At 58.1% G+C, this 26149-nt stretch carries 31 protein-coding genes and 1 pseudogene; 20 read left to right on the top strand and 12 right to left on the bottom strand.

The genetic code is table 11. The features are described from left to right. Positions 1–579: a hypothetical protein gene (locus tag HDC32_RS07975; RefSeq protein WP_184743374.1), complete on the bottom strand. Its 579-nt coding sequence runs from the start codon at positions 577–579 to the stop codon at positions 1–3. A gap of 132 nt (positions 580–711) precedes the next feature. Between HDC32_RS07975 and HDC32_RS07970 the strand changes: the two genes are divergently transcribed. Genes HDC32_RS07970 through HDC32_RS07930 form a run of 9 tightly spaced genes read left to right on the top strand, consistent with a single transcriptional unit; the run spans position 712 to position 7629 of the window. Beyond that, entirely contained in the window at positions 712–1962 is a 1251-nt protein-coding gene (locus HDC32_RS07970) for a DNA circularization protein (RefSeq protein WP_184743371.1), read from the top strand. After that, the gene (locus HDC32_RS07965; protein ID WP_184743369.1) at positions 1955–3073 is read left to right on the top strand and encodes a phage baseplate assembly protein; all 1119 of its coding nucleotides are present in this window, start codon (positions 1955–1957) and stop codon (positions 3071–3073) included. Before HDC32_RS07970 ends, HDC32_RS07965 begins: the two co-directional genes overlap by 8 nt. Beyond that, on the top strand, positions 3066–3599 hold the full coding sequence (locus HDC32_RS07960) for a phage baseplate assembly protein V (protein WP_184743367.1): 534 nt from the start codon (positions 3066–3068) through the stop codon (positions 3597–3599). Before HDC32_RS07965 ends, HDC32_RS07960 begins: the two co-directional genes overlap by 8 nt. Continuing rightward, positions 3599–4066 (top strand): phage GP46 family protein, encoded by a 468-nt coding sequence (locus HDC32_RS07955; RefSeq protein ID WP_221461876.1) that lies wholly within the window; start codon positions 3599–3601, stop codon positions 4064–4066. Before HDC32_RS07960 ends, HDC32_RS07955 begins: the two co-directional genes overlap by 1 nt. Positions 4067–4086: 20 nt before the next feature. Continuing rightward, the gene (locus HDC32_RS07950; RefSeq protein WP_221461875.1) at positions 4087–5124 is read left to right on the top strand and encodes a baseplate J/gp47 family protein; all 1038 of its coding nucleotides are present in this window, start codon (positions 4087–4089) and stop codon (positions 5122–5124) included. Positions 5125–5133: 9 nt separating this feature from the next. Then, entirely contained in the window at positions 5134–5724 is a 591-nt protein-coding gene (locus HDC32_RS07945) for a YmfQ family protein (RefSeq protein WP_184743361.1), read from the top strand. 3 nt (positions 5725–5727) lie between these two features. Next, positions 5728–6636 carry a hypothetical protein gene (locus HDC32_RS07940; RefSeq protein ID WP_184743358.1) on the top strand — a complete coding sequence of 303 codons (909 nt, stop codon included), beginning with the start codon at positions 5728–5730 and terminating at the stop codon, positions 6634–6636. A 2-nt stretch (positions 6637–6638) separates the two neighbouring features. Then, positions 6639–7046, top strand: coding sequence for a tail fiber assembly protein (locus HDC32_RS07935; protein WP_184743356.1), 408 nt, complete (start codon positions 6639–6641; stop codon positions 7044–7046). A 49-nt stretch (positions 7047–7095) separates the two neighbouring features. Beyond that, a complete protein-coding gene (locus HDC32_RS07930) occupies positions 7096–7629 on the top strand; it encodes a glycoside hydrolase family 19 protein (protein WP_184743353.1) in 534 nt (177 codons plus the stop codon). Positions 7630–7648: 19 nt separating this feature from the next. On the opposite strand, the gene HDC32_RS07925 is transcribed toward HDC32_RS07930, so the two are convergent. Continuing rightward, entirely contained in the window at positions 7649–8752 is a 1104-nt protein-coding gene (locus HDC32_RS07925; protein ID WP_184743350.1) for an acyltransferase, read from the bottom strand. Between the two features lie 908 nt (positions 8753–9660). Between HDC32_RS07925 and HDC32_RS07920 the strand changes: the two are divergent. Further along, positions 9661–9951, top strand: a pseudogene (locus tag HDC32_RS07920) (lysis protein); the annotation flags it as partial. Here HDC32_RS07920 and HDC32_RS07915 read toward each other — a convergent pair. The 5 genes from HDC32_RS07915 to HDC32_RS07895 form a co-directional block, all read right to left on the bottom strand. Then, positions 9932–10285, bottom strand: a complete 354-nt coding sequence (locus HDC32_RS07915; protein ID WP_184743347.1) for a hypothetical protein — start codon at positions 10283–10285, stop codon at positions 9932–9934. The pseudogene HDC32_RS07920 and the gene HDC32_RS07915 sit on opposite strands and share 20 nt — an antisense overlap. Before the next feature lie 81 nt (positions 10286–10366). After that, positions 10367–10576 carry a hypothetical protein gene (locus HDC32_RS07910; RefSeq protein ID WP_184743344.1) on the bottom strand — a complete coding sequence of 70 codons (210 nt, stop codon included), beginning with the start codon at positions 10574–10576 and terminating at the stop codon, positions 10367–10369. A gap of 310 nt (positions 10577–10886) precedes the next feature. After that, positions 10887–11444: a Smr/MutS family protein gene (locus HDC32_RS07905; protein ID WP_105162625.1), complete on the bottom strand. Its 558-nt coding sequence runs from the start codon at positions 11442–11444 to the stop codon at positions 10887–10889. A 75-nt stretch (positions 11445–11519) separates the two neighbouring features. Next, the gene (locus HDC32_RS07900; protein ID WP_131700373.1) at positions 11520–11840 is read right to left on the bottom strand and encodes a hypothetical protein; all 321 of its coding nucleotides are present in this window, start codon (positions 11838–11840) and stop codon (positions 11520–11522) included. Positions 11841–11981: 141 nt separating this feature from the next. After that, a complete protein-coding gene (locus tag HDC32_RS07895; protein WP_065926616.1) occupies positions 11982–12572 on the bottom strand; it encodes a cysteine hydrolase family protein in 591 nt (196 codons plus the stop codon). Between the two features lie 239 nt (positions 12573–12811). On the opposite strand from HDC32_RS07895, the gene prmB reads away from it, so the two are divergent. Next, complete coding sequence (prmB, locus tag HDC32_RS07890; RefSeq protein WP_145336485.1) at positions 12812–13720, top strand: 50S ribosomal protein L3 N(5)-glutamine methyltransferase; 909 nt, start codon at positions 12812–12814, stop codon at positions 13718–13720. Positions 13721–13787: 67 nt separating this feature from the next. Here the strand turns inward: prmB and HDC32_RS07885 are convergent, their stop codons facing one another. Both HDC32_RS07885 and HDC32_RS07880 read right to left on the bottom strand, forming a co-directional pair. Continuing rightward, complete coding sequence (locus HDC32_RS07885) at positions 13788–14597, bottom strand: hypothetical protein (protein ID WP_065940505.1); 810 nt, start codon at positions 14595–14597, stop codon at positions 13788–13790. Between the two features lie 99 nt (positions 14598–14696). After that, positions 14697–15659 carry an alpha/beta hydrolase gene (locus tag HDC32_RS07880; protein WP_131700375.1) on the bottom strand — a complete coding sequence of 321 codons (963 nt, stop codon included), beginning with the start codon at positions 15657–15659 and terminating at the stop codon, positions 14697–14699. Positions 15660–15802: 143 nt separating this feature from the next. On the opposite strand from HDC32_RS07880, the gene aroC reads away from it, so the two are divergent. From aroC to HDC32_RS07860, 4 genes are all read left to right on the top strand, one after another. Next, positions 15803–16894 (top strand): chorismate synthase, encoded by a 1092-nt coding sequence (aroC, locus tag HDC32_RS07875; RefSeq protein ID WP_027603936.1) that lies wholly within the window; start codon positions 15803–15805, stop codon positions 16892–16894. Between the two features lie 10 nt (positions 16895–16904). Beyond that, positions 16905–18065, top strand: coding sequence for an MFS transporter (locus tag HDC32_RS07870; RefSeq protein ID WP_184743341.1), 1161 nt, complete (start codon positions 16905–16907; stop codon positions 18063–18065). Beyond that, a complete protein-coding gene (locus HDC32_RS07865) occupies positions 18062–18592 on the top strand; it encodes an acireductone dioxygenase (protein ID WP_131700377.1) in 531 nt (176 codons plus the stop codon). Before HDC32_RS07870 ends, HDC32_RS07865 begins: the two co-directional genes overlap by 4 nt. A 210-nt stretch (positions 18593–18802) precedes the next feature. Next, on the top strand, positions 18803–19072 hold the full coding sequence (locus HDC32_RS07860) for a response regulator transcription factor (protein ID WP_131700378.1): 270 nt from the start codon (positions 18803–18805) through the stop codon (positions 19070–19072). Between the two features lie 328 nt (positions 19073–19400). On the opposite strand, the gene HDC32_RS07855 is transcribed toward HDC32_RS07860, so the two are convergent. Both HDC32_RS07855 and HDC32_RS07850 read right to left on the bottom strand, forming a co-directional pair. Next, entirely contained in the window at positions 19401–20072 is a 672-nt protein-coding gene (locus HDC32_RS07855; RefSeq protein WP_167656427.1) for a glutathione S-transferase family protein, read from the bottom strand. Between the two features lie 178 nt (positions 20073–20250). After that, positions 20251–21003: an SDR family oxidoreductase gene (locus tag HDC32_RS07850; RefSeq protein WP_184743338.1), complete on the bottom strand. Its 753-nt coding sequence runs from the start codon at positions 21001–21003 to the stop codon at positions 20251–20253. 127 nt (positions 21004–21130) lie between these two features. On the opposite strand from HDC32_RS07850, the gene HDC32_RS07845 reads away from it, so the two are divergent. After that, complete coding sequence (locus HDC32_RS07845; RefSeq protein WP_131700381.1) at positions 21131–22039, top strand: LysR substrate-binding domain-containing protein; 909 nt, start codon at positions 21131–21133, stop codon at positions 22037–22039. A 160-nt stretch (positions 22040–22199) separates the two neighbouring features. On the opposite strand, the gene HDC32_RS07840 is transcribed toward HDC32_RS07845, so the two are convergent. Further along, entirely contained in the window at positions 22200–22478 is a 279-nt protein-coding gene (locus HDC32_RS07840; RefSeq protein WP_131700382.1) for a DUF3509 domain-containing protein, read from the bottom strand. Between the two features lie 394 nt (positions 22479–22872). On the opposite strand from HDC32_RS07840, the gene HDC32_RS07835 reads away from it, so the two are divergent. The 4 genes from HDC32_RS07835 (at position 22873) to HDC32_RS07820 (ending at position 26143) form a co-directional block, all read left to right on the top strand. Next, on the top strand, positions 22873–24699 hold the full coding sequence (locus HDC32_RS07835) for a long-chain-acyl-CoA synthetase (protein WP_184743335.1): 1827 nt from the start codon (positions 22873–22875) through the stop codon (positions 24697–24699). 97 nt (positions 24700–24796) lie between these two features. Continuing rightward, entirely contained in the window at positions 24797–25312 is a 516-nt protein-coding gene (locus HDC32_RS07830) for an ankyrin repeat domain-containing protein (RefSeq protein ID WP_131700384.1), read from the top strand. 41 nt (positions 25313–25353) lie between these two features. Further along, the gene (locus HDC32_RS07825; RefSeq protein WP_131700385.1) at positions 25354–25884 is read left to right on the top strand and encodes a hypothetical protein; all 531 of its coding nucleotides are present in this window, start codon (positions 25354–25356) and stop codon (positions 25882–25884) included. Between the two features lie 67 nt (positions 25885–25951). After that, entirely contained in the window at positions 25952–26143 is a 192-nt protein-coding gene (locus HDC32_RS07820; protein WP_003172956.1) for a PLDc N-terminal domain-containing protein, read from the top strand. The last annotated feature ends 6 nt before the right edge of the window (positions 26144–26149 follow it).

Raw genomic sequence — 26149 nt, 5'->3', positions numbered from 1 at the left:
TCACTTCTTCATTGAATCAATGAAGGAGGTGGAATTTGACTCGGACTTAGCCTTTTCGGCCTGTTTGGCGTTAAGGGTCGATACCTGCTCTTCGACCTCTTTGAGGCTTAGGGGGGAGAGTGAAACCGCTGATTTGTACATCGAAAAGCTGGCGGCCACTCCACTCTTGTAGAACTGCGCACTATTCCCACTGCTTGTCTCAAGCCAGCCATCGGAGGCTAGCGCTTCTTTGAAGGCGTACCGATCTTCGAACTCAAGTCGGACACCGCCATAGGTGAGCTTTTCGGGAGGGAAGTCAGTCACTTTGCGACTCGACTCCCTATTTTTTTCAGCAAAATGATCTGAACCGTCAAAAAATACAGCAGCGCTTTTAGCACTGATACCGGCGACAACGGTTGGCTTAGTGCGGGTGCATATGTAACTGCTGTAGTTGTCCTTGCAATCGGTGAAGCCTTGCTCTTTTGCAATTTCCGGCGTGCCTGGCACTTTGAGGTCATACACGGTCACCGTCGAAAGCCTTTCGGCGCCCAGTGCAGTGCCGGCCGCCGTGAGAAGAATGATAGCTCCTAGCTTTTTCATGGTGCATTCCCTACAGGTAAAATTGAGTTAGATCGAGATCATAAATCCCTTTTAGGGAATTGTGTCTTGTATCAATTCGCCAATAAACAAATCCCACGGCATTCCCCCTGGGCTTACCGCTGGAGTTACAGCATGGCTTGGCGAGACAACTACCGCGCCGCGACCTTTCGTGGCGTGGGCTTTTTTGTGGCTACGGCAGACAGCAGTCACGGCCGTCGCCAGGCGGTACACGAGGCGGCGCAGCGCGATATTCCGTATACGGAAGACCTTGGTCGCAAGTCTCGGGAGTTCGGCATCACCGGCTATCTGCTGGGCAAAGAATACGATGTAGCCCGGGAAGAGCTGATCAAGGTCTGCGAGCAAGCCGGCCCTGGAGTGTTGGTTCACCCGTACCGGGGTGAGTTGACTGTGGTCTGTCGAGGGCTCAACGTCAGCGAGTCCTCAGACGAGGGCGGCAAATGCACGATCTCGATGACTTTCCTCGAGGCGGGCGAGGCGTCTTACCCGTCTGCCAAGGTCGACAGCGTCAATGCGATCAGCGCAAAGGCGGGCGATGTCACCGAGGCCAGCAAGGAAAACTTCATTGCCGACTTCCTCACCAAGGGTTACCCGTCGTTCGTAGCCGATGCGGCCACTACGCAGATAAAAGGGTTGAGCGATTTTTTGAGCTCGCCTGAGTTCATCGTTTCAAGCGACATACAGGCAGTATCCGACTACTACGACAAGGTCAAAGGCATCGGCTCTGATGCGTTCAATCTGATCCAGGCCCCGCTCGAGTTGGCTGGCCAGGTCGTTGACGCTATCAGCAGCATCCGGTCAGCCTTCGGCGGCAGCGCCTTCGGAATGCTGATGAGTCTTTACAGCCAGTATTTCCCAAGCTCCGACGATGCATCCTCTTCTGCTACGCCGAGCCGTCAGCAGGTCGTGAGGAACACCAGCGCCGTATCCGCGCTCGTTCGTCAGGTCGCCATTTCTGAGGCAGCTGTCGCCGCAGTGGTCACGCAGGCAACTGAGGATGTTTCCAACGGCGGGACGAAAACAACCTCCGAACCGACTAAATACGATAGCTACGAGGCGGCCGTTGCGGTGCGCACTGAGCTTTCCGACAGGTTGGACGAAGAGAGCGAGTCGACCAGTAACGACCTGGTGTATGTCGCGGTTACCGATTTAAGGACCGCCGTGGTTCAGGCCGTTCCTGACCCTGAACAGGACTTGCCCCGACTCGCGACATTCTCGCCCAAGCAGACGCTGCCGTCTCTCCTTGTTGCATATCAGCTCTACGGTGACGCCAGCAGGGCCGAGGATATCGTGTTGCGCAACGACCCGCGCCGCCCAGGCTTCCTGATCGGCGGCCAACAGCTTGAGGTTCTTGCAAATGGATGACCTTGAACTGCTGGTCAACGGCATGAATTACGCGGGGTGGACCCAGGTTGGAGTAACGCGTGCCGTTGATGCTTCCTCTGGCGCGTTCACTGTGACCCTTACGGAGCGCTGGGAAGGGCAGGAGGGCAGAAGCGCTCAAGTTGAGCCCTGGCCCATCCTCCCTGGCGATAAGTGCGAGGTCCGTCTCGGCGGAATAACGATGGTGGTTGGCTATGTCGACATCTTCAAGCCTTCGTTCAGCGCGAATGACCACACCATCAATATCCAAGGGCGCGACCGGACATCGGACCTGATCGACTGTAGTGCCGTGCACACGCCGGACGAGTGGAAGAGCATTGACCTACTGCGCTTCGCCCAGGTCTTGGCCCAGCCATTCGGTGTCGGCGTTTCGGCTGATGTACCGGTGGGCGCTCCATTCACGGTCTGCAAACTGCAGCAGGGCGAAACAGCGTTCGAAGCGATTGAACGTTACGCCAAGCAGAGACGCCTATTGCTGACGACGGATGGCGCCGGCGGCCTACTGATCACCCGTGCGGGTAACAAGCGGGCCACCGTGGGACTGGTTCAGGGTGAAAACATCCTCAGTGCCACCGGAAGCATCGATCACAGCCAGCGTTTCCGCAATTACTTGGTTAAAGGGCAAGCTGGATACAACCCAAACAGTGATGGAGGCACTGAGGCGCATGTCGAGGGCGGGGCAAGCGACAGCGGAGTCAGGCGTTATCGACCGATGCTGATCGTCGCTGAGTCCGGTGGATCGAACGGCAGCGCCCAAGAGCGAGCTACCTGGGAGGCCAACAGCCGGCTGGGAAAATCAGCTTCCGCTTCCATAACCGTCCAGGGCTGGCGGCAAAGCCCGGGGGGGGCAATCTGGGAGCCAGGAATGCTGGTGCAGGTCAGGTCGCCATGGTTGCGTATGGATGGGCAAATGATTATTCGGCAGGCCACCTACGAGCGGGGGGAGGGCGGTACCACTACCAAGCTCGACATCGTCAGCCCGCAAGCCTTTTCGCCGGAGCCTCCTGATTCGAAGAAAGGCAAGGCAGGGAAAAAGGGCGGTCGGAATATTTGGGCGGAAGCCATCGGGGAAGAGGACAAAAAAGATGGTTAACACAATTCGAGATATCAGCAACCGCGTGATGATGATGTTCGCCCGTGGTGTTGTGCGCCGGGTAACCGACACGAACGGACGGCAGCAGTTGCAGGTGGAGTTGCTCAAGGACGAGCTGCGAGACGATATCGAACACATGCAGAACTACGGCTTCACCAGCCACGCAAAAGGCGGCGACGTGGCGGTTGCCTTCATCGGTGGTAATCGCGAGCAGGGAATAGTCCTCGCCGTCGATGATCGCCGCTACCGTCTCGTTCTGCAGGCTGGAGAGGTCGCGATGTACGACGACCTTGGCAACAAGGTTGAGCTGCTGCGCGACATGGTTAAGGTCACTGCCGTTCAGCATGCGGAGGTTCAAGCCCCGACCATCAAGATGATCGGAGAGATTGAGATGGTCGGTAACGTAAAAATCCAGGGGAATATTGATTCCACCGGCACCGTTACAAACAACGGTAAGAACATCGGCAGCACTCACCAGCATGGCGGCGTGTTGTCTGGACCTGCGAACACGGGAGCGCCCATTTAATGGCTGACGCCGCGATGGTAATGACCGAGTTTGGCGGTGACCTAGTGCTGTTTGGTTTCGACCTCGAGCGCGATGACGGCCTTGAAACTGCCGTGATCATCAGCCTATTCACCGATCGCCGCGCCAGTGCTGAGCAGATCCCGCCCGAATATGAGCAGGACGATTTGCGCGGTTACTGGGGTGATCTCACAAATGTCTCGGCGACCGACCAGACGGGCTCGCTGCTCTGGCTACTGGCCAGGGAGAAAGAACTGCCCCAAACGCTGAGCCGCGCTGAGCAGTATTGCCGTGACGCCTTGGCCTGGATGATTGATGACATGGTGGCCACGACGATCGAGGTCGCCGCTTCATATCACTCGCGCGGCGTGATGCTGCTCGTTATCGACATCTATCGTCCGACCGGCCAGGCCGTTCGCTACCGATACAACTATGAATGGTCGGCCCAGGCCGGCAAGAGGGCTGCCTGATGCCATTTGCTAGACCAACCTTGCCTGAGCTCATTGACCGGGTTACCACCGACATCAGCGGCCGCGTGACTGGCGTCCAAAGCGCGGTGCTACGCCGTTCGCTGTTGGGTATCCTCGCCCGATCTGAGGCTGGCGCAGTGCACATGCTCTACGGCTTCCTTGAGTGGGCGGCCAAGCAGGCGATCATCGACGCCGCCGAGAAGGAATACCTTGAGCGTTGGGCAGCGATCTGGAAAGTCTTTCGCAAGGCCGCTGATTATTCGACCGGCGCCGCGCTGCTTGCCGGCGCAATCGGCTCGCCGCTTCCGGCCGGGACAATCCTACAGCGGCAAGATGGTGTGCAGTACCGCGTCCTGGCTGATGCGGTGTTCACTGATATCACGCTCCAGCCGACTGTTGTCGCCGTAGAGGCTGGTGCCGCTGGCGATGCGCAGGCCGGAACGCCACTGTTTCTGTTTTCACCCGTGGCCGGTGTTCAATCGACCGGATCTGCGGCCACGGACATTGATGGCGGTCTTGATGTTGAGACGGACGAGCAATTGCTCAGTCGGCTGCTAAAGCGTATCAGGCAGCCGCCACACGGCGGTGCAGCCTCAGACTATGAGCTTTGGGCTCTTGAGGTCCCCGGCGTTACCCGTGTGTGGGTGTATCCGCTTCAGATGGGCGCCGGGACTGTGACTGTATTGTTCGTGTGTGATGGAGAAGACAACATCATCCCGAACGCGGCCAAGGTCGCAGAGGTTCAGGCTTATATTGATGCCCGTCGCCCGTTGACCGCCGAGGTTTTCGTAGCGGCTCCTGTAGCGGACCCGCTCAATTTGGCGGTGAAGCTGTCGCCGAACACGGCCGCTGTCCAGGTCGCGGTGCGAGCAGAAGTAGCTGACCTGATTGTCCGTGACTCGAAACCTGGCAGCCCGACATTGATCAGCCATCTACGAGAGGCCGTATCAATCGCGGCTGGCGAAGCGGACAACCAGATTACGGCTCCGACCGCGAACGTTGCGCACGCCACCGGACACATGGCAGTGCCCGGCACCATAACCTTCTCCAGCTTTTAAGGAGGCGTAATGCCAACAGCTGCCGACTACCTGGAGCAGCTGAAAACGCTGCTGCCTCCTGGACAAGCTTTCCCGCGAGAATCTGGAACCACGCTTCACAGCCTGCTTGATGGCATGTCAATTGAACTGGCCCGGGTAGACGGCCGGGGCGAAGCGCTTCCAATGGAGGCCAACCCATCCACCACCAGCGAGATGCTGAGCGACTGGGAGAGGGTCGCAGGCCTTCCTGATAAATGCTCGGGTGTTTTGGAAGAAACGCTGCAAGGCCGAAAGAACGCCCTGCTGGCGAAACTATCCAGCACTGGCGGGCAGTCGGCGGGCTACTTCATCGAACTGGCAGGCGCACTCGGTTACACGGTAACCATTGAAGAGTATCGGCCTTTCCGGGCCGGCCTCTCGCGCGCAGGCGACGCGCTCACCAACGGCGACTGGGTTTTCACCTGGTTGATCCGTGCTCCTGAAACATCGGTCATTTCGTTCCGTGCCGGAGTTTCGGCGGCCGGCGAGAGGCTGCGCACATGGGGGAACGACACCCTCGAATGCAAAATTAATCAATTGAAACCGGCGCATACGATTGCGCTATTCGCCTACGGAGAATGACGCATGCACAGAATTGACGGCCCTGGGGCTACGGTCGATAACAAGTTCACCGAGGGGGATCCGGTTGGAGGCATTCAGGCGACAGTTGTAACGGACGACTGGCTGAATGATGTCCAGGAGGAGGTGATGAGTGTCCTGTCTGCCGGAGGCGTCACGCCTGTAAAAGGCACCCAGGACCAACTCCTGCAGGCACTCTACAAACTACTCCAGGCTCAGAAGGCCACGGCGTTCTCCGCGGCTGGCACCGCCACGGTGCTGATGCTGACACCATCTCCAGCGATATCCGCATACGCCACGAATCAGCGCTTCACGGTGAAGTTCCCTGTGAATTCTGGTCTTAACCCCACGTTGAACGTATCCGGCAAGGGTGCCAAGAATCTCAAGCAGTACGATGCCACCGGCGCAAAAATTGCGGCGACATTCTTTGCCGATCAAGTTTCCGACGTGATGTACGACGGCACGGATCTTGTGCTGCTCGCACCAATTTCTTCAGTTGGTCAGGCTACTGAGTCGAATCTTGGGGTATTAAAAGTCGCAACTCAACCAATTGTTAACTCTGGCACAGATGATGCGACAGTGGTAACACCCAAGAAACTAAAGTGGGGCGTATCTTATATTCTTTCAACAAATGGATATTTGATTCTTCCTTCTTGGTTGGGCGGTCTTATTTTTCAGTGGGGAAGAATATCTGTAGCCTCTGAGGGCAGCACTACAGTTAATTATTCGACCGTTTTTCCCTCGTCAGTATTGGTTTCGCTCGCAACTGTAAATTCTAGCGCTTCCACTACTAACGGTAATTATTCGGCATATGCAAACGCAATCTCAAACTCTCAAGTTGTAATAACAAACGATGTAAATGTAACTACTGGCGCATCAGCTCAGCAGATTTCTTGGCTATCGATAGGGTTCTAAATATGACTATCTACTATTCGTTTGTGACGTTGGGTTTTTATGATGACGCGATTAATTTCATTCCAGAAGACGCGGTAGAAATCACTAATGATCTTCGGACCCTACTTATCCGAGGACAGTCTGACGACGGGAAGATTATCGTTATGGGCCCTGATGGCTTGCCTATGCTTTCTGATCCGCCGCCGCCCACCGCTGAGCAAATCACTGCCAGAAATTCGATTCAGCAGGAAAGTCTGCTTTACGATGCGTCTAAGAGAATGGCGCCAGTGTTGGTCTCCTTGCAACTTGGCGATGCAACAGATGATGAGACGGTTCTTGCCAAGGCTTGGCAGTCATATTATCGAGCTCTTAAGCTTGTTGACCTGACCGTTTCGTCACCGATGTGGCCGGACCCTCCAGCCTCCGTGTAAATCGAAAAATATAGCCCGCTTCGGCGGGTTTTGTTGCCTGGAGAAAGCCATGCCGATCACTGAGCAGCAGTTGCTGCAGATCCTTCCAAACGCCGGCCGCCAAGCCGGCGTTTTTGTTCCTGCGCTGAATACAGCCATGATCCGCTACGGCATCGTGGGAACCGCGCGCGCCGCAGCATTCATCGCCCAGGTTGGGCACGAGTCCGGCCAACTGCGCTACGTGCGCGAGATATGGGGCCCCACGGCGCAGCAGCTCACGTACGAAGGCCGTGCGGATCTGGGCAACACCGTCAAGGGTGACGGCTCGAAGTATCGTGGGCGTGGGCTGATCCAGATCACCGGACGGGCGAACCACGCCGCATGCGGTGAAGCGCTGGGCCTGGACCTGATCAATCAACCCACGCTGCTGGAGGAGCCGCAGTACGCCGCGATGTCGGCGGCTTGGTTCTGGTCTATGAAAGGCCTGAACACGCTGGCGGATCAGGGTGAGTTCACGAAGATCACCCGCCGCATTAACGGTGGACTCAATGGCCTGGAAGATCGCCTGCAATTGTGGGCGCGGGCAAAGAATGTGCTGGCATGAACCCGATTTTGCTCAAAGTCTACGAGAATAGGCGGCTGTTACGGATAATTCGTCCGCCGTGACGAGAAATAGGGGATTCAAAGAATCGGTACATGAGCAGGGCTATGGCAATCGAAACGGCTATCCATCCGAATCGCCAGAGCTCCACACTCCATGCTGGCAGGCCTAGATATGCCTGTGTTGCCTTAGAACCCACGATTGTAAAAATCCCCCAGTGGAACAAATACAGGCTGAATGAGCAGTTACCGATCGCGTTCATGATGGAAACCGGGTTTGCAATAGCCTTGTTTTGGCTTCGTAGCCAGCCCCGTTTTTCGCTGTTTAATAGGGAAACTATCAGTAAGCTAGATGCTAGCGAAACACCAAATACTACGAAATAAAGCTCTCCATTACCTAAAGCTGCCGAAGGCGCATAGATGACACTTGCCAAAGTTGCCATGGAAAGGATTAGCGCCATTGCCGGGTGAATCCAGGAAAGTTTGTCTTGATAGAGGTATAGGGCTATTCCAGTGGCAAACAGAAGCTGAAACTGTGAAAAGAGGTGGTGCCCAAGCGGGTTTACGAGCCACGTATGATTCGGAGAAATTGAATACAGGATTGCTCCGATACCAAATAGCGAAAGAATAGTTAGCATGAGAATTTTGTGGTTGTATCGAATCAGCACAAGAGCTGAAACCAGATAGAACAGAACCTCGTAAATTAAAGTCCATCCCACCGAGTTTATTGGTTTTACGACGCTTGGAAGCAATAAGAACGACTTTATGTACGACTCCATATCAAATGGAGTGCCATATGCAAAAGAAACGTTGAAGATGTACAGACCCATCAGGGCAAATATAAATGACAGCCACCATATTGGGTATATCCTGATAATCCGCTTCGCCAGGAACGGACGGATTTTGAATTTTTCGCCAGATGTGACGTGAGTGATAATGAATCCGCTGACGACAAAAAACAGGTAAACAGCCCAATGACCGCGACTATACGCAAATGGTATGTTGACCTTATGATCGCCAGGCATCATATCTACAGCGATATGCGAGTGAAATAAGACGATTAGTAAGGCAGCTATGCCTCTCACAATCTGAATAGATACATATTGAATTTTATTTTCTGAAGTCATTTTTTTGGATCGTCCATTCCATGCTCGTTCACTGCTGATTAGGAGGCCTAATCGGCAGCCGGCCAGAATACAGATTCGTGACTGCGCCGACCACTGTTACGTTTTTTTGGGGGATGCTGGCCTTCGACTTGAATGCGGGCTAGCGCTCTGGGCCCCTGCGCGCGGCCAACCACATCAGTAGCCGCTGATTCTCAATTAGCAGGTGATCACGCTGGCCGATAATAAGATCAATGGGGCGAAAGCTAAAATTATAGGGCGCCTGATCGTTAATGGCTGATATGCGCTCAAGTGCTTATGCGAGCGCAGCCTCTGCGGAAGCCTTGCCACTTCTGATCTGCGGTTGTCAGTCCTCCCCTAGGATTCAGCCAGTGGCTGCAACGTGCCTGCCGACCCCGGCGCCCAAGGATTAACGCGCTACGAGCTTGCCAGGCATACGTCATGGCACTCGTTCCTCAGCGTTAAGAGTCAATCAACAACCCAGATCGTTGCCATGGAAATCAAAGAGAGCAATGAGCCAAGGATAAAGGTGAGTTGGCCCACTGTCGAAGAGGATGAGGCCAAATTTTCCTTATAAAATCTCTTTATATGGGAGTCAGTCAATCCGCATTCTCTAAAAGATTTGGCTTCCTTGCACAATTTCGCCGCTACAAGAAAAATTGAGATTAGAAGCGCTATTTTGAAAGAAAGGATAAGCCCGATTATGTACATACGACGTTCCCTTCGTTTTATTTATCTCGGTGCACAATCTGTAGTGCGTGTCATCATTCCGTCATGATATCAGACGGAGTTAGCCTTACGCACTATGTGGTCTTATTGGGATTCAATCAGGGCGTAGACCGCGATCTGGTCCGAAGATGTCCTGAGTTTGTGTTCATGGGCAGGATGCCGGGGAGGGTGGTTTGCTGTCTAAGAACCAACAACACATCAAGGAATCATCCGATGCCCAGCGCAACCAGGCTCTCCTGCGTGACCGTCTTGCTACCGATGGTGTCCGGCTGTCAGTCCTTCTCGCCGAGGATCCAACCAGAGGCTGCAACGTGCCTGCCACCCCCGGCGCCGTCGGCGTGGTTCATGCAGCCCGTCGAGCCCAACTTGACCCAGCGCATGCTCAACGAATTATCGCCATCACCGACGACGGGGATAACGCCGTGATCGCGCTGCGGGCGTGCCAGGCTTACGTCAGGGCTGTGGCTCGGTAATCTTCTTCAGCTCTGCCAGCAATCGTTGATTCTCCCTAAGAAGGTAGTCGCGCTGTTCGGCCACGAGCTTGATGCTGAGTATGCTGGGTGGTGATCCGGCCTGCTTCAATTCTTCGAGCTCCTGCCGCGCAACCTTAAGTGCCTCCTCTGCGCATGCCTTGCCGGTGACCAGCACGTCGTTCATCTGAACCAAGCCGGCGATGTTCAGCCTCGACTTGCGCAGTAGTGCCTGGGTCTCCGTGAGTTCGTCCTCGAGCAGCGCGCACTGGTGCTTGTACATTTCCAGCGGCGTCGGGCATCCGAGCCACTTGCAGGTGTCTTCATCGATGGTCATGGTGGTGCGCTCAAATACTGTATGTGTATACAGTAATCGAGGTTTGTCGGTTGGGCGATTTGAGGCGACGAGCTGTAGGATTTACTCCGGCGCCATGAGCACTGCCAGGGTCAGTTTTATGAACTCTTCGTTCTCGTCGATGGTGTGCAGAGCGCCCCGGATATTCTCGGCTACATCTGCGGAGCCGCGCTGCTCAACCCAGTTCGATAGCTCCATGATTGAGGCTTCAAGAGCAAGTTGGTTTTCGTAGAACTTGGAGAGCAGGGAGGGGAGCAGGTCTGAGTTGGTCATCGGCGTTCCTCTGGTGGAATGAACAGATTAGCAGCCGGTGTTCTTGAGGTAATTTGTGTTCGTCGGCAGGACGCCGGGGAGGGGATGGATCTCGTACCAATTTTTGTACCAATGGCCGTGTAAAGCAGGTCAAAACCGGGTAATGCTGAGTAAGCAAGTACCCGATTTCATTGACTATTATTACTTTGCCTTACCCCTTTAGAATCGCGGTGTAATTCTGTTCCAGGGACATGAAACTACCTGTGGGATTTTCGCAAAGCGCAAGGTTACGGTGGCCGACACATCGCTGCAAGCCTGACGATGGCACTTGTTACTCGTCGCGCCCTTCCATCATCGTGCGCTTGAGCATCACATACACCGCCCCCGCCCCACCGTGGCGTGCCTGGCACGAGGTAAAGCCGAGCACCTGGGCATGCTGGCGCAGCCAGGTGTTGACGTGGCTCTTGATCATCGGCCGCTTGCCGTCCAACCGCACGGCCTTGCCATGGGTGACGCGCACGCAGCGGATTTCGAACTTGGTGGCTTCGGCGAGGAAGGCCCACAGGGTTTCCCGGGCTTTTTCCACGTTCATGCCGTGCAAGTCGAGGCTGCCTTCGAACGGGATCTGACCAACCTTGAGCTTGCGCATCTGGCTTTCCTGCACGCCGTCGCGGGCCCACATCAGTTCGTCTTCAGGGCCGACGTCAATCACGAACTGGTCCGACAGGCCATCGACGGTAGTGGCGTCGGTGCGCACGGTCGCGGCCTGGCGCAACTTGGCGATCTGCGCGCGGTCGGCCTTGGGTTTGCCGGTGTCGGCGCGGTCGTGCTTGATCGGCTTGACGCCGCGCAGCTCGTTTTTGAACAGGGAAAAATCGTCGTCTTGCATGTCAGCCTCCGCGAAGGGCGGGCAGTTTACCTAAATCGCGGCGGCCGGGGCGCAGGAAACGCTATCCAAGCGCCATCAGTCGTGCTTTTTCATCAGGTGCGAGGCGATATTCAGTGACAACGGCTGGCGCATCTTCCGACGGCTGCGTCGCCATAACCAGACGCCCAGCCACAGCACCAGCAACCCGATCACCGCCAGGAGCGCCGAACCGCCGGGGCTGGCATTCAGTTCACCAAGGGCCGGCGAGTGGCCAAACAAACCGGCGCCACCAGCGCCGGTCAACAGCAAACCTACTACCGCCAGCAGCGCGGCAATGCCGGCCACCAAGCGCAGACGCCAGTTGCTCGGGCCCTTGGGGCGCAAGCGACGAGCGTCAAAACCATCGGATATCTTCATTCCGACCTTTCCTCCAGGGTATCGGCCCTTCGACCGGAAGTTACACAGGTTGTTCCTGTGCCAGAGGTAATTGCAGCAAATGACAGGCATTTGCAGATGAGCGGGGCCATCAACAGGCCGCACCGCTCATCAGAAGCACGATCAGATCAGATCTTTAGTCAGGGCGAGGGTGGCGAAGTTGTCAGCCATGATGGCCATCTCGGTCTGCTGCACATGCTCGGCGCTCAGGATGCCGCCTTTGTAAGGCAGGTCGCGGGTGGCACAGGCGTCTTCCACCAGGGTGCAGCGAAACCCCAGGTTCTTCGCGGCACGCACGGTGGTGCTGACGCTGGAATGGCTCATGAAGCCGCAGACGATCAGGTCCAGGGAGCCGAGGTCCTGCAGGTGTTTTTCCAGGCCGGTGCCGTGGAAGGCGCTGGGCAGCAGCTTGCCGATGATGGTTTCGTCACCTTGAGGTTCGAGGCCGGGGATGAACTCACCACGCTCGCCCTGCGGGTCAAACAGGCCGCCCACGGTACCGAGGTGACGCACATGCACGATCGGGCGTCCGGCGTTGCGCGCAGCGGCGACCAGTTGCTTGATATTGCCGACCGCCGCGTCCATGCCGGAGAGGGCGAGCGGGCCACTGAGGTATTCCTTTTGGGCGTCGATGATCACGAGGGTCGCATGGCCAAGGTTGGCAGCTGCGTAACCACGACCGCTGAGTTGAAACATCGTCTTTGGAACGGACATTCTGGGGCTCCTGTGAGGGGGGCTTTTGCGTCATTGTCCACTGGCTGAGCGGTTCTGTGAATCGCTACTATCGTAAGGTACGCCGTTGCTGGCGTGCAGCCATGTCAAGTGGCGGTGATGTTTAACCGAATGATGGCGATTTGGATGAAATCCGACGTACGGCGACAGGTTTTCGTACATCGTCGGCACAGGCGAAGGCTGTTAGAATCGCCAGTCGTTTTTTCCAGGAGTCTGCCCCCGTGATCACATCCCGCCTGCGCACCTTGCGCGACCACATCCGTTGGGCTGTCAGCCGTTTCCATGGGGAAGACCTGTTTTTTGGCCACGGTACCGACAATGCCTGGGACGAAGCCCGGCAGTTGGTGCTCGGCGCTTTGCACCTGCCATGGGAAATTGCCGACAGCTACCTGGATTGCAACCTGGAAGAAGAGGAAATCTCCCACGTACAACGCTTGCTGCATCGCCGTATCCACGAGCGCGTGCCTACCGCGTATCTGTTGAAAGAGGCGTGGTTCTGCGGCATGTCGTTTATCGTTGACGAGCGCGTGCTGATCCCGCGTTCACCCATCGGCGAGTTGATCGAAAACCGCTTCGAGCCTTGGCTGGCCCAACCGCCGGCGCGCATCCTCGACCTGTGCACCGGCTCCGGTTGCATCGGCATTGCCTGCGCCTACGAGTTCCAGGACGCCGAAGTGGTACTCGGTGACTTGTCCTTCGAAGCCCTGGAAGTAGCCAACCAGAATATCGAGCGCCATGGTGTCGACGAGCGCGTGTACACCGTGCAGGGCGATGGCTTCGACGGCCTGCCGGGCCAGCGCTTTGACCTGATTGTGTCCAACCCACCGTATGTGGATGCCGAAGACTTTGCCGACATGCCGGACGAATACCAGCACGAGCCGGAGCTGGGCCTGGCCTGTGGCGACGATGGCTTGAACCTGGTGCGGCGCATGCTGGCCGAGGCGGCGGACCACCTGAACGAGAAGGGTTTGCTGATTGTCGAGGTGGGTAACAGCCAGGTGCATGTTGACGCGCTGTACCCGGAAGTGGACTTCGCCTGGCTGGACTTCCAGCGGGGTGGGCATGGGGTGTTCATGCTCACGGCCGAACAGTGCCGGGAACATCAGGCAATCTTCGCCGCTCGGGTTTAACCAACCTTGTCTGTAGAAAATGTGGGAGGGGGCAAGCCCCCCCACATTTTGATTGCTTTCCAGCCGGCTAGCGGTGCGTGGCAATCCAGATCAACAGCCCCGCCTGAAACACGGTGAACGCCACCAGGCAGGTGATGGTAAACCGCAACCCGCTGTCCTCACGCTTGAACTTGGTGACCTTTTCTTCTTCCTTGCGCAGCTTCACTTCCTGCTCCAACAGGTTGTGCTCGGCCTGTTGCAGCATCTGCGCGGCTTCAAGGATCTCCACGAACTGCACCTTCTCGGTGTTCCAACTGTCGAGCACGTCGCTGACCTTGCCCGGCTGCACGTTGCCTTTGAGGTGCTGCACATCGGCGTAGGCCACATCGAAACCCTGGACGCGCAGGAAGTGATCGCGGCGCAGGCGTGTGGCTTCGTTGAGTGCATCCTTGTTGGCCAGGTCCACGCCATCGACGCGGTAGTGCGACCATTTCTTCTTCGCCCACGCGGCGCCCTGGGCCACCAGGAAGCGACCGATGCCGCGGTTGGCCGGTTCGATTTCCAGGCTGTTGCCCGGGCCGAAGTGCACGCGGTGTTTATCGTGATCCACCCAGATATCCAGATGGTTCTGCTCACGGCGCACCCGCTGCCCCGGCAATTGGATGACCATGCGCAACAGGCTGTGGTGTTTGTCATGGCGCTCGGCATAGCCGAACTGTACGAAACGTAGCGGCCGCAGGCCGGTGGCGCGGTCGGTGGCCAGTGGGGCCAGGCGCAGCATCTTGAAATGCTCGGCCTGAACATCCGCCCACGGCAGGGGAGCCGCCGTGTCGATGGCCTCGGTTTTTTCAGCCGGGGTGTCGGCGGTCGGTTCCGGTGTTGCTTCAGTGGTTGTCATGCGGTGCGATCCTGTCCAAGCCCTGCAAGTCGACCGTCTTTTTGCCGTCGACCCTGGGCTTATCGGCCGATTTCTGCAGGACTGGAGGCAAATTGTCGCTTAACGGGGTTGAAGTCCGTCGATAAAGCGCACCACACGGTTGCCCAGCTCGGCGGCGAGGGGTAATTGCGGGTCATTGTAGGAGGCCAATTGTTGCTTTACGTCGTTGGGCACGATGCGCATCACGTGGTTCATGCCTTCGATCACCGTCAGTTCGGCATCGGGCTTCGCCCTTTTGAGTTGCTGGGCGTCGCCGACACCTACCTGAATATCGTTGGTGCCCTGGATGATCAACGCCGGCATGCGCAGTTTCGCAAAGGCCGCCGAAGGGTCGGCGCGAAACAGGCTGATCAGATACGGCTGCACGCTGGGTCGGAAAATGCCCTCCAACGGGCCAGGCACATCGGCATCCACCTGACCGGCCTTGAGGTGATCAAGGATTTCATTGCTGCGCAGCAGCAGGGCAGGGGGCAGGTGATCGGCCAGTTGCTGGCGGATGACCTGATCCACCGGGCGGGCGCTGCCGGACAGGGATATCACCCCGGCCGGGTCGAGTTGCGGTGCAGCCAGTGCGGCCACCAGCGCGCCTTCGCTGTGGCCCAGCACAATCAGCGGGCCCATGCGTTTGTCGGCTTTGAGCAATTTACCCCAGGCCACCGCGTCGGCCACATAGGCGTCGAGGGTCAGGTTGCGTTCGTCGGGCGTGGCGGCCAGGCTGGCGGCCACACCGCGCTTGTCGTAGCGCACGCTGGCGATGTTGTGCCGGGCCAGCACCCAGGCCAGGCGCTTGAGGCTGTCGTTGCGTGCGCCGTCGGCGCTGTTGCCGTTGCGGTCGGTGGGGCCGGAGCCGGCGATGATCAACACCACCGGCACCGGCTTGTCGGACTGGGGCAGCAGCAGCGAGCCAAACAGTTCGCCGCTGCCGGTGTCCAGGCTGATCGGGCGTTGCAGTACGACAGGGGAGGCGGCGTGGGCCACGGCGGTAAACAGGGTCAGGGTAAACAGAAGAACTCGCAGCATCATCGCGCCATCATGAGGAAGGTGCCGGTTGGACCAAGGTCTACCGGTAAGGTTTCGAGGATGAACTAGTCGGTTAGCCTGCGTATACTGGCCGCCTTAAGTTATTACGGTTGACTTGATTCAACTGATTTCACGGAGCGCCCTGCATGTCCGGCAATACCTTCGGCAAGCTGTTCACTGTCACCACCGCGGGCGAAAGCCATGGCCCGGCGTTGGTCGCCATTGTCGACGGCTGCCCGCCCGGCCTCGAGCTGTCCCTGGAAGACCTGCAGCGTGACCTCGACCGCCGCAAGCCCGGCACCAGCCGCCACACCACCCAGCGCCAGGAGCCCGACGAAGTCGAGATCCTCTCCGGGGTGTTCGAAGGCCGCACCACCGGGTGCGCCATCGGCCTGCTGATTCGCAACACCGACCAGAAGTCCAAGGACTACTCGGCGATCAAGGATCTGTTCCGCCCGGCTCACGCCGACTACACCTACCACCATAAATACGGCGAACGTGACTACCGTGGCGGCGGCCGCAGCTCGGCGCGCGAAACCGCGATGCGTGTGGCTGCCGGCGCCATCGCCAAGAAATACCTGGCGACCCAGGGCATCGTCATCCGTGGCTACATGAGCCAGTTGGGCCCGATTGAAATCCCGTTCAAGACCTGGGACAGCGTGGAAGACAACGCCTTTTTCTGCCCTGACCCGGACAAAGTGCCGGAACTGGAAGCCTACATGGACCAGCTGCGCCGCGACCAGGATTCGGTCGGCGCCAAGATCACCGTGGTCGCCGAAGGCGTCAAGCCGGGCCTGGGCGAGCCGATCTTCGACCGCCTCGACGCCGAACTGGCCCATGCGCTGATGAGCATCAATGCGGTGAAAGGTGTGGAAATCGGCGCCGGTTTCGCCTGCGTGTCCCAGCGTGGTACCGAGCACCGCGATGAACTGACCCCGGAAGGCTTCCTCAGCAACAACGCGGGCGGCATCCTCGGTGGTATTTCCTCCGGCCAGCCGATTGTTGCGCACCTGGCACTCAAGGCCACCTCGAGCATCACCACCCCCGGCCGTTCCATCGATGTGCACGGCAACCCGGTGGACGTGATCACCAAGGGCCGTCACGACCCGTGCGTAGGCATCCGTGCCACGCCGATTGCCGAAGCGATGATGGCCATTGTGTTGATGGACCACCTGTTGCGCAATCGCGGGCAAAACGCCGATGTGCGCGTGAGTACCCCGGTGCTGGGCCAACTGTGACGGCGCGGCGGTGACAGCCCTCCCATACTGGCGTCTCTCCAGCTTCTACCTGTTCTACTTCGCCCTGCTCGGGGCGACGGCGCCGTTCCTGGCGCTGTACTTCGACCACCTGGGGTTCTCCAGCGCGCGTATCGGCGAGCTGGTGGCCATCCCCATGCTGATGCGCTGCGTGGCCCCCAACCTGTGGGGCTGGCTGGGCGACTACACCGGCCGACGTCTGGCCATCGTGCGCTTCGGCGCGGTGTGCACCCTGCTGAGTTTTTCCCTGATCTTCATCAGCCACACCTACGCCTGGCTGGCCCTGGTGATGGCCCTGCATGCGTTCTTCTGGCACGCGGTGCTGCCGCAGTTCGAAGTGATCACCCTGGCCCACCTGCAAAAACAGACCTCGCGCTATAGCCAGGTACGCCTGTGGGGCTCCATCGGTTTTATCCTCACCGTGGTGATCATGGGTCGCCTGTTCGACTGGCTGAGCCTGGACATCTACCCGGTGGTGGTCGTGGTGATCATGGCTGGCATCATCGGCGCCAGCCTGTGGGTGCCGAATGCGCAGCCCGCCAGCCACGGCAATCGCCTGGCGGCTGATGGATTCCTCAAGCAATTGCGCAGTCCCGGCGTACTGGCGTTTTACGCCTGTGTGGCGCTGATGCAAATGAGCCATGGCCCGTATTACACCTTCCTGACCCTGCACCTCGAACACCTCGGCTACAGCCGTGGCGTGATCGGCACGCTGTGGGCCCTGGGGGTGGTGGCGGAAGTGCTGATGTTCCTGGGCATGAGCCGCATCCTTGCGCGTTTTTCGGTACGCCGGGTTCTGCTGGTCAGTTTCCTGCTTGCGGCGCTGCGCTGGTTGCTGCTGGGCTCGTTTGCCGAACTCCCATGGGTGCTGTTGCTGGCGCAGGTCATGCACGCTGCCACGTTCGGCAGTTTTCACGCGGCGGCGATTGCCTTTGTGCAGCGCAGCTTTGGCGATAAGCAACAAGGCCAGGGCCAGGCACTTTACGCCGCCCTGGCCGGCACCGGCGGTGCGCTGGGTGCGCTGTATTCCGGCTACAGCTGGAACCTGCTGGGGCCGACCGTCACCTTTAGTATTGCCAGCGTCGCAGCCCTGGCCGCGGCCGTTATCATCGGTTTTCGATTGCAAGAGCAGAACCAAGGAACCCTTCAATGAGTTATGTCGCCGTCTACCCCGTTGCTTCACCGGATACCCCGAACAAGGTCCTGACCCATGTCGACGACATCGCTGCCACCCTGGCCGAGCACGGTGTGCGGTTCGAGCGCTGGCAGCCAGGCCTGATCGAGAGGGACGCCAGCGACGCTGAAATGATTGCCGCCTATCAGCCGCAGATCGATGCACTCGGCTATGGTGCGGTGGCGGTGCTCCGTGTCACGAGCGACCACCCGCAGAAAGCCGAATGGCGGGCCCGGTTCCTGGATGAGCGCCGCTACAACGAAGACGAAGTGCGTTTTTTCATCGCCGGCCAGGGTTTGTTCAACCTGCATGTTGGCGACTACGTGTATGCCGTGCGTTGTGAGAAAAACGACCTGCTGGGGGTGCCGGCCGGTATGGCGCACTGGTTTGATATGGGGGAGAACCCGCACTGTATAACGCTGCGACTCTTCAATAAGGCGCAAAGCCCAGTGCCGGAGTTGACGGGCGACGATATCGCCCGACGCTTTCCGGGTTTGGATGACTAATTACGGTGTATCGAAAACTTCAACCCCCGCATGTTGGAAGTTGTTGTGGGAATAAACTCTTATTTTTGTAAGGCCCGGCTGTTTATCGCGGGGCCTGCGCCTTAGTGCCATTGGTTATGTAACTCTTTGCGGCATTAACGTTTATATCACCTGTCAATAGGAGGAATCCGAAGGTGATAGGGCGATAGCCAACAAAAGGGAGTGAAACTAATGAGAGGCCCCAGGGAATTGTTTCCAACGCCAAACTCCGTGCCCAGCGCTGTCAGAAGGCGTTTGAGTTTGTCCGGAAAACCACTGACGCCTACGGAACTGGAAATCCTGCGTTGGGCCTCCGAAGGCAAGACCGTCTGGGAAATCAGCCAGATTCGCGCCACGTCCGAAGCGACGGTGAAATTCCACCTGCGCAATATCTACGGCAAACTTGGAGTGACCAACCGCGTGCAGGCGATGAATGAGGCGGCACGCCAAGGTTTATGCTGACCCAAGCGAGCCTTGGAGGAGGACTTTCGGCCACCGAAGCAATCGGTTTGAAGCGTCATAGTCCAGCCACAACGAAGCCGTGCTTCGGCCTATCAAGGCATTCGTGCGGCGCTCCGGCAACGCCTGGTCGATCTTGACGCGCAAAAGGGCATCCCATGCTCGGTCGAACTCTCGAATGAACATGCGCAATAACGGTAATGCCATGACCTCGACCTTGCACCTAATTGACCTCATCATCGTGTCGCCCATTCACATTCGGGGGGCTCGATGTCTAACGTCGCATTGGTGGCGCTAGGCTCGACGTCAGTCTTTTGATTGATCGCGTCGGCTAAGCGGCAGCGATCAGCGCTCCTTGTTGGCGCAGATGCGTCTGGAAACGATCGGCATAGTCTTCGACAACGGCATCCCTTACGCTGGAGCGCGCCTCAAGCGCCTCACGCCAAGCCGAAATGCGCGGAAGACCGTCGAAAATCTGGTGTGCGACAGTTGCGTCGATACTCTCGAAGTAACGGAAAAGCGGGGCATAAACCGCATCAACCATTCCAAAGGCCGAGCCATCGAAGAACGGCCCCGCGCCTATTTCTGATTCCAGTTTGCCGAGCCGTTCGCGAAATGCGGTGCGCTTGGCATCTGCGGTCGCAGAGTCACGAGCGTGGAGAAACTGCCAGGCTTCAGCTTGAGTCTGCGACGCGAACTCGATCCATGCGCGATTCCGTGCGCGAGCTAACGCATCAATGGGGTACATCGGCGTGCCACCTTGGGTTTCGTCGAGGTACTCGCAGATGACCATGCTTTCGAATAGGATCGCATCTTGCGCATTGTCCTGGCGCACCTTGAGCACGGGGACCTTGCCGGTTGGCGAAACGGCCAGGAACCAGTCTGGCTTGGCTGATAAATCGACATCTATCCGATCGAATTGGATACCCTTTTCAAGAAGCACAATCGCGGCGCGCTGTACGAATGGGCATAGTGGGTGGCTTATTAGCGTAAGAGCGTTCATTGCTTTTAGTGGCCCTGGATGGTTTATCAAGCGGAAACAGCGGCAGAGGTTTCCCGCGTGCCGCTGTGTGCGCAGTCTGGATTGGACTGGTTCGTCGCTAAGTGCTGGGGCGGGCGTTCAGTACCTGATTAACTTAGCCCGGACGATGTGGCATTCGCATAATTCTTGAGCTGCGCGCTTAGCCATTCAGCAGGCGGCCGCCGTCAAGGACGATTTCAGAGCCGAGCGTCCAGCGTGACTCGTCGGATGCCAGATACAGCACTGCTTTGGCCACCTCGTCGGAGGTACCGAAGCGCCCAAGCGGAATGGTTGCCGCGATCTCTTTGTTAAGCTGCGCGCGATAAGCTTCCGGAATACCCAGCTTGTCGTAAAGCGGAGTCTCGACGGGGCCAGGGCTCACTGCGTTGACACGGATGCCACGGCCCAGCAATTCGGTCGAGAGCGTCTTCGACATGTTCAGCAGTGCGGCCTTCGTTGCGGCATACACGGACGAGCGATCTGCGCCTGCATGCGCGCTTACGGAAGTCGTCAACACTACGGAAGCAGGATTGGCGAAGACCGGCAACAGCGCCTGCATCAGGAAGTACGGCCCTTTGACGTTGATGTCGAAAGAGCGGTCGAACATCTCTTCCGTCCATTCCTCAATGGGCAGCCAGACGGATACGCCGGCATTGAGGAAGGCAACGTCGAGTTGGCCGTAGTGTTCCTTGATGACTTGTGCCAGCTCCTTTTGTGCTGCAACGCTGGCCGAGTCGGCGCGCAGCACCGGCACTTCCGGGCCTAATTCGGCCTTGGCCTTTGCAATCGAATCGGGGTTGACACCCGTTACGATCACGCGAGCACCCTCCGCGAGGAACTGCTTTGCCGTTTCCAGCCCGATGCCACTGGTGCCGCCAGTGATGAGCGTACGTTTACCTTGCAAGCGCGACATTTGAATTCTCCGGTGAATGACGACCACCGCGGTCGACATGGAGAACTATGCGCTCATGCCTCGTAGCATATAAGACTGCTTATTCGCATATAATTCATGCAATTTGAGCATGAATTGAGGTGGAGAAGTGGACCGATTTCTTTTGATGACATGCTTCGCGCGTGCGGTAGAAACCGGGAGCTTTTCGGCGGCAGGGCGGGATCTAGGGCTGGGGCAACCCAATGTAAGCCGCTATGTAGCGGCTCTGGAGGATCATTTGCAGACGCGTTTGCTCCACCGGTCTACGCGCAAGCTGTCGTTGACACCGGAGGGCGAACGCTACTATGCGGACATCCGGCGCATCCTGGATGCGGTGGATGAATCCGAATCGTCCTTCAGAAACAACGTCGATCCATCGGGACTCTTGCGCGTAGCCTGTCCGACAGCTCTCGCACACGCGTTTGTGCTGCCGCATGTGCCGGCCTTTTTGGAACGCTACCCTCAATTGATCTTGGATCTCCAGCTCAACGATCGATACGTAGACCTGGTCAATGAAGGCACCGAACTCGCCATTCGCATAGGACAGATGGAGGACAGCACCTTGCGCGCCCGGCCTCTTGGATGGTACGACCGGGTCTTCGTCGCCAGCAAGGACTACTTGGCTAAACGCGGCGTTCCGCAGACCCCGGAGGATCTACGCGACCACGATTGCATCATCTACACCTTACTGTCGTCCGGGGCGACCTGGCGATTCCGAGACGCGGACATTCCGATTACCGGTAGGCTCAGGGTCAACTCTCCCGACGCTGTGAGTGCGGCGGTCGTGGCTGGCCTGGGTGTGGCGCATGGACCTGCGTGGCTGTTTGAGGGTGGGCTGAACAGCGGGAGATTACAGTTCATTCTCGCCAACCATGGGGCTCCCCCTGTCCCCGTGCAGATGGTTTATGTCGCCAATAGACTGCTCCCCACGCGGGCTATCGTGTTCATGGATTTTATGGCTGAGGTGTTTTCAAAGATTCCAGCCTTGAACGGCGGCACCCCTGTGCCGACGCTATAGGACGAGACGGCACCGGCCTAAGTTGAACTCGCCTAATTGTTTGATAAACCCGCTGTATCGGGGTTAGGCGCAGTCCAGCGAAGTGCCGGGCTGGAGTCATCGTCAAACAAAAAAGGCCGCGACGCTCAAGAGCGTCGCGGCCTTGTTATGACTGCGGTATTTATGCCGAATGGTAGGTCGGCAGGGCAAAGCGATTCTGACTTTGCAGCATCGAAATGTGCGGCAATTCACTGGCTTGTTCGGCCAGGTCGCGGCGAATCGCGCTGATCACCCAAGTCAATTGATCGGCAGTATGCAGCTGCTGGTAAGAGATCGAACGCTTGACCTGTTTGCCGTCACTGTTGCGCAGGGTCAACAGGATGCCACCGTCGGGACGTGGCTGGGTGGTGACGTCGTAGTTGGAGAATACTGAAGCGAATTTATCTTGGATCAGGCTCATGTCTATCAGCTCCGTTGGCTCAAGTTGGCAAGCATGGAGTGATAGGTGCAGTGATTGTGCCATCTTATGATTTATAAAATATCGTTATAAATCAATAGTTTGAAAAAGTAGAAGATTTTCGGTTTCGTGCAAATTGCATGAATGGCCATCATGCATCCTGCATTTTGCGTTACTCAATGGAGTGGGATGGACGCGCCTGTATGGATAAAGACTACTCGCGGGCAGCTAAATTCCTTTTTTGAGCGCGCACCCGACGGGATACAAAACTTTTCAAATCCCGCGTGTACAGCCGAAGAACGGCTGACGTATTTTCCTGCAATGCATTCGGCCTTCCTCTTACGGAAGTGTCGGTGTTTCGGGATCAGACGAAGAATAAGAAAAAGGACGTTCCTCCATGAGCCACCCGCACAACGACATGATCACCTGGGGCAAGCTGCTGAGAAAGGTGCCGGCCATCGTTCGCGCCCTGCCGCGCGTAGTGCGCGGCATGCGTGCCGCCAATGTCACCGACCCCGCGCAGCCTTGCGGGTTGGGCTGGCACTTTGAGCAAGCCACCCTGCGCAACCCCGACGGCAACGCGTTGCTGTACGGCGACCGTGTGCTCAGCTACACCGACGCCAACCAGTGTGCCAACCGTATTGCCCATCACCTGCAAGCCCAGGGCGTCGGCAAGGGGGACGTGGTGGCGCTGTTTATCGAAAACCGCCCCGAATTGCTCTTGAACGTGCTGGCCGTGGCCAAGCTGGGGGGCATCTGCGCGATGCTCAATACCGCACAAACCCAGGCGGCGCTGGTGCACAGCCTGAACCTGGTGAGTCCGGCAGCCATTATTGTCGGCGCGGAATTGGTCGCCCCCTATGACGCGGTGCGCGATCAGGTGGCCATCGCGGCTGATCGAACCTGGTTCGTCGCCGATCAGCCGTCTAGCCTGGTGCCGCAGGGGTATATCGACCTGTTGGCTGCGAGCGGCGAGTGCCCGGTGGACAACCCGGCCAGCACCGCGCAGATCTTCTTCAACGACCCCTGCTTCTATATCTACACCTCCGGCACCACCGGCCTGCCCAAGGCCGGCATCATGAAACATGGTCGCTGGACCAAAACCGCCGTCAGCTTCGGCAGCATCGCCTTGGACATGGGCCCTGACGACGTCCTGTATTGCACGTTGCCGCTGTACCACGCCACCGGCCTTTGCGTGTGCTGGGGCTCGGCAATTGTCGGGGCGTCGGGCTTCGCCATCCGCCGCAAGTTCAGCGCCAGCCAGTTCTGGGACGATGCGCGCAGATTCAAGGCGACCACCCTCGGCTACGTCGGTGAGTTGTGTCGTTACCTGCTCGACCAGCCACCCGGCGAAAACGACCGTGATAACCGCGTGACCAAGATGGTCGGCAATGGCTTGCGCCCCGGCGTGTGGGCGCAGTTCAAGGCACGCTATGGCGTGGAGCATATCTGTGAGCTGTACGCGGCCAGTGACGGCAATATCGGTTTTACCAACGTACTGAATTTCGACAACACCATCGGTTTCTGCCTCCAGCACTGGGCGCTGGTGGACTACGCCCACGACAACGGCGAGCCGTTGCGTGGCAGCGATGGTTTTATGCGTAAAGTCCCCACGGGCGGGCAAGGCCTGTTACTGGCCAGGATCGATGAAAAATCGCCCTTCGACGGCTACACCGACCCGGAAAAGAATCGCAGGGTGGTACTCACCGACGTGTTTGAAAAAGGTGACCGCTACTTCAATACCGGCGATGTGTTGCGCAGCATCGGCTTCGGTCATGCGCAGTTCGTGGATCGACTGGGGGATACCTATCGCTGGAAAGGTGAAAACGTGTCCACCACCGAGGTAGAGAACGTCCTGCTGCAACACCCGCAGATCGCCGAAGCAGTGGCCTATGGCGTTGAGATCGAAAACACCAATGGCCGCGCGGGCATGGTCGCCATCACCCCGAGTGAGTCCCTGGCCTCGCTGGACATGCGCGAGCTGCTGCAATTCGCCCACGGCCAGTTGCCGCACTATGCGGTGCCGCTCTTCCTGCGGATCAAGGTCAAGATGGAAACCACCGGTACCTTTAAGTACCAGAAGGTGAAGCTCAAGGAAGAAGCCTTTGATCCGGACAAGGCCGGCAACGACCCGGTGTATGCCTGGCTGCCGGGTTCGGACTGTTATGTGCCGGTTACCGGACAACTGTTGGCGCAGATCCAGGGCGGCCAGTTCCGCTATTGATTCTGTCTATGGCCGCTTTTGCTAAAAAGGGCATGACAGTGGGGAACTCCCTCGCGACACTGGCGGCCTATAAAGCACCAGACAAGGAGCCCCCCACATGTCAGACCAAGCCAAACAGATGACCGAAGACGAAGCCGCCGAATTTGCCGAGCAGGTCTTCGACGTGGCCCGCAAAGGCGACGCCGCTATGCTCGCCGCGCTGCTGGCCAAAGGCTTGCCGGCCAACTTTCGCAACCACAACGGCGACACCTTGTTGATGCTCTCGGCCTACCACGGCCATGCCGAAGCGGTAAAAGTGCTGCTGGAATTCAAGGCCGACCCGCTGATCGCCAATGACAAGAACCAGCTGCCCATCGCCGGCGCGGCATTCAAGGGTAATTTGCCGGTGGTCAAGGCGCTGATTGAAGGGGGCACGCCGATCGAGGCCGCCTCGTCCGACGGTCGTACCGCGCTGATGATGGCCGCCATGTTCAACCGCGTCGAGATGGTCGACTACCTGCTCAGCCAGGGCGCCAACCCCAAGGCCACCGATGCCCAAGGCGCGACTGCGCTGGCGGCGGCGCAGACCATGGGGGCGAAGGACACGGCGGCGCAGCTGGAGAAACTGGTGTAGGCTGTGCGCCCTCAAAAACCAGCCCGCTACAGGATCACCCCATGAAAACCACCCTCGTCGAACTTATCAGCAAAATCAGCGCCGGGGTCATGGGCGAGGACGAGGTGGCACGCATCGCCGAAGAGGCCGCCCAGGCCTACGCCGACCCGGCGGCTTTCCTGGCGGCCAACCCGGATATCAACTACGACGACAGCTTTCCGATCCCGTTGGGGGAGTGGGTGGTGGTCGGCAGCCTGCCGGACACCGTGCTGTTCCAGGCCGATACCTATGGCGACCTGTTTGCGCAGATCGTCGCATCGTTCGGCCCGGGTGTGGCGTTCAACCTCAAGCCCAAGCAACTGGCCAAGACTGAAGACCTCACCGCGTTGAACCGTATCCAGATCCAGATGAGTGCCCTGAGCCCGGAAGACGGCGGTTATGTGCTGCTCAATTTCAGCCAGCCACTGGATGACGAGATCCAGGCCGTCCTGGTGTTCGGCAATGACCTGCAGCGCGTGCTGGCGTTGTGCGCCGAAGTCGGCATCAAGGCCGAGCCGTCCCTGGAAGCGCTGAAAGTCGCCGTGCACGTCTGAAATAAAACGGAACCCCGACCAGGGCTGGCTATCCTACAAGGGCATGCCCTCACTTAGGAGCGACACCATGGGTTCCACTTTTAATGGCTTGATCGGGCTGATCATCCTGGCGCTGGATATCTGGGCGATCATCAACGTGTTCAAAAGCGGCGCGAGTACCGGCGCCAAGGTCTTGTGGATCCTGTTGATCCTGCTCTTGCCGGTACTGGGCCTGATCATCTGGGCCATTGCAGGGCCGCGCGGTAACGTGCGGATCTGACCTCTC

This window comes from Pseudomonas sp. JAI120, from assembly GCF_014207255.1.
Taxonomy (GTDB): domain Bacteria; phylum Pseudomonadota; class Gammaproteobacteria; order Pseudomonadales; family Pseudomonadaceae; genus Aquipseudomonas.
The sequence above is the reverse complement of the archived record's forward strand: the minus strand, read 5'-3'. Positions and strand labels throughout refer to the sequence as shown.

Bases quoted from the DNA above. Each gene is read 5' to 3' on its own strand.
- HDC32_RS07965 (WP_184743369.1), top strand. From the start codon at position 1,955: ATGGATGACCTTGAACTGCTGGTCAACGGCATGAATTACGCGGGGTGG.
- HDC32_RS07820 (WP_003172956.1), top strand. From the start codon at position 25,952: ATGGGTTCCACTTTTAATGGCTTGATCGGGCTGATCATCCTGGCGCTG.
- HDC32_RS07930 (WP_184743353.1), top strand. From the start codon at position 7,096: ATGCCGATCACTGAGCAGCAGTTGCTGCAGATCCTTCCAAACGCCGGC.
- HDC32_RS07945 (WP_184743361.1), top strand. From the start codon at position 5,134: ATGCCAACAGCTGCCGACTACCTGGAGCAGCTGAAAACGCTGCTGCCT.
- HDC32_RS07960 (WP_184743367.1), top strand. From the start codon at position 3,066: ATGGTTAACACAATTCGAGATATCAGCAACCGCGTGATGATGATGTTC.
- HDC32_RS07910 (WP_184743344.1), bottom strand. From the start codon at position 10,576: ATGACCAACTCAGACCTGCTCCCCTCCCTGCTCTCCAAGTTCTACGAA.
- HDC32_RS07850 (WP_184743338.1), bottom strand. From the start codon at position 21,003: ATGTCGCGCTTGCAAGGTAAACGTACGCTCATCACTGGCGGCACCAGT.
- HDC32_RS07825 (WP_131700385.1), top strand. From the start codon at position 25,354: ATGAAAACCACCCTCGTCGAACTTATCAGCAAAATCAGCGCCGGGGTC.
- HDC32_RS07925 (WP_184743350.1), bottom strand. From the start codon at position 8,752: ATGACTTCAGAAAATAAAATTCAATATGTATCTATTCAGATTGTGAGA.
- HDC32_RS07900 (WP_131700373.1), bottom strand. From the start codon at position 11,840: ATGAAGATATCCGATGGTTTTGACGCTCGTCGCTTGCGCCCCAAGGGC.
- HDC32_RS07970 (WP_184743371.1), top strand. From the start codon at position 712: ATGGCTTGGCGAGACAACTACCGCGCCGCGACCTTTCGTGGCGTGGGC.
- HDC32_RS07840 (WP_131700382.1), bottom strand. From the start codon at position 22,478: ATGAGCCTGATCCAAGATAAATTCGCTTCAGTATTCTCCAACTACGAC.
- HDC32_RS07880 (WP_131700375.1), bottom strand. From the start codon at position 15,659: ATGATGCTGCGAGTTCTTCTGTTTACCCTGACCCTGTTTACCGCCGTG.
- HDC32_RS07935 (WP_184743356.1), top strand. From the start codon at position 6,639: ATGACTATCTACTATTCGTTTGTGACGTTGGGTTTTTATGATGACGCG.
- HDC32_RS07905 (WP_105162625.1), bottom strand. From the start codon at position 11,444: ATGCAAGACGACGATTTTTCCCTGTTCAAAAACGAGCTGCGCGGCGTC.
- HDC32_RS07885 (WP_065940505.1), bottom strand. From the start codon at position 14,597: ATGACAACCACTGAAGCAACACCGGAACCGACCGCCGACACCCCGGCT.
- HDC32_RS07895 (WP_065926616.1), bottom strand. From the start codon at position 12,572: ATGTCCGTTCCAAAGACGATGTTTCAACTCAGCGGTCGTGGTTACGCA.
- HDC32_RS07830 (WP_131700384.1), top strand. From the start codon at position 24,797: ATGTCAGACCAAGCCAAACAGATGACCGAAGACGAAGCCGCCGAATTT.
- HDC32_RS07860 (WP_131700378.1), top strand. From the start codon at position 18,803: ATGAGAGGCCCCAGGGAATTGTTTCCAACGCCAAACTCCGTGCCCAGC.
- aroC (WP_027603936.1), top strand. From the start codon at position 15,803: ATGTCCGGCAATACCTTCGGCAAGCTGTTCACTGTCACCACCGCGGGC.
- HDC32_RS07835 (WP_184743335.1), top strand. From the start codon at position 22,873: ATGAGCCACCCGCACAACGACATGATCACCTGGGGCAAGCTGCTGAGA.
- HDC32_RS07865 (WP_131700377.1), top strand. From the start codon at position 18,062: ATGAGTTATGTCGCCGTCTACCCCGTTGCTTCACCGGATACCCCGAAC.
- HDC32_RS07940 (WP_184743358.1), top strand. From the start codon at position 5,728: ATGCACAGAATTGACGGCCCTGGGGCTACGGTCGATAACAAGTTCACC.
- HDC32_RS07975 (WP_184743374.1), bottom strand. From the start codon at position 579: ATGAAAAAGCTAGGAGCTATCATTCTTCTCACGGCGGCCGGCACTGCA.
- HDC32_RS07915 (WP_184743347.1), bottom strand. From the start codon at position 10,285: ATGACCATCGATGAAGACACCTGCAAGTGGCTCGGATGCCCGACGCCG.
- HDC32_RS07955 (WP_221461876.1), top strand. From the start codon at position 3,599: ATGGCTGACGCCGCGATGGTAATGACCGAGTTTGGCGGTGACCTAGTG.
- HDC32_RS07855 (WP_167656427.1), bottom strand. From the start codon at position 20,072: ATGAACGCTCTTACGCTAATAAGCCACCCACTATGCCCATTCGTACAG.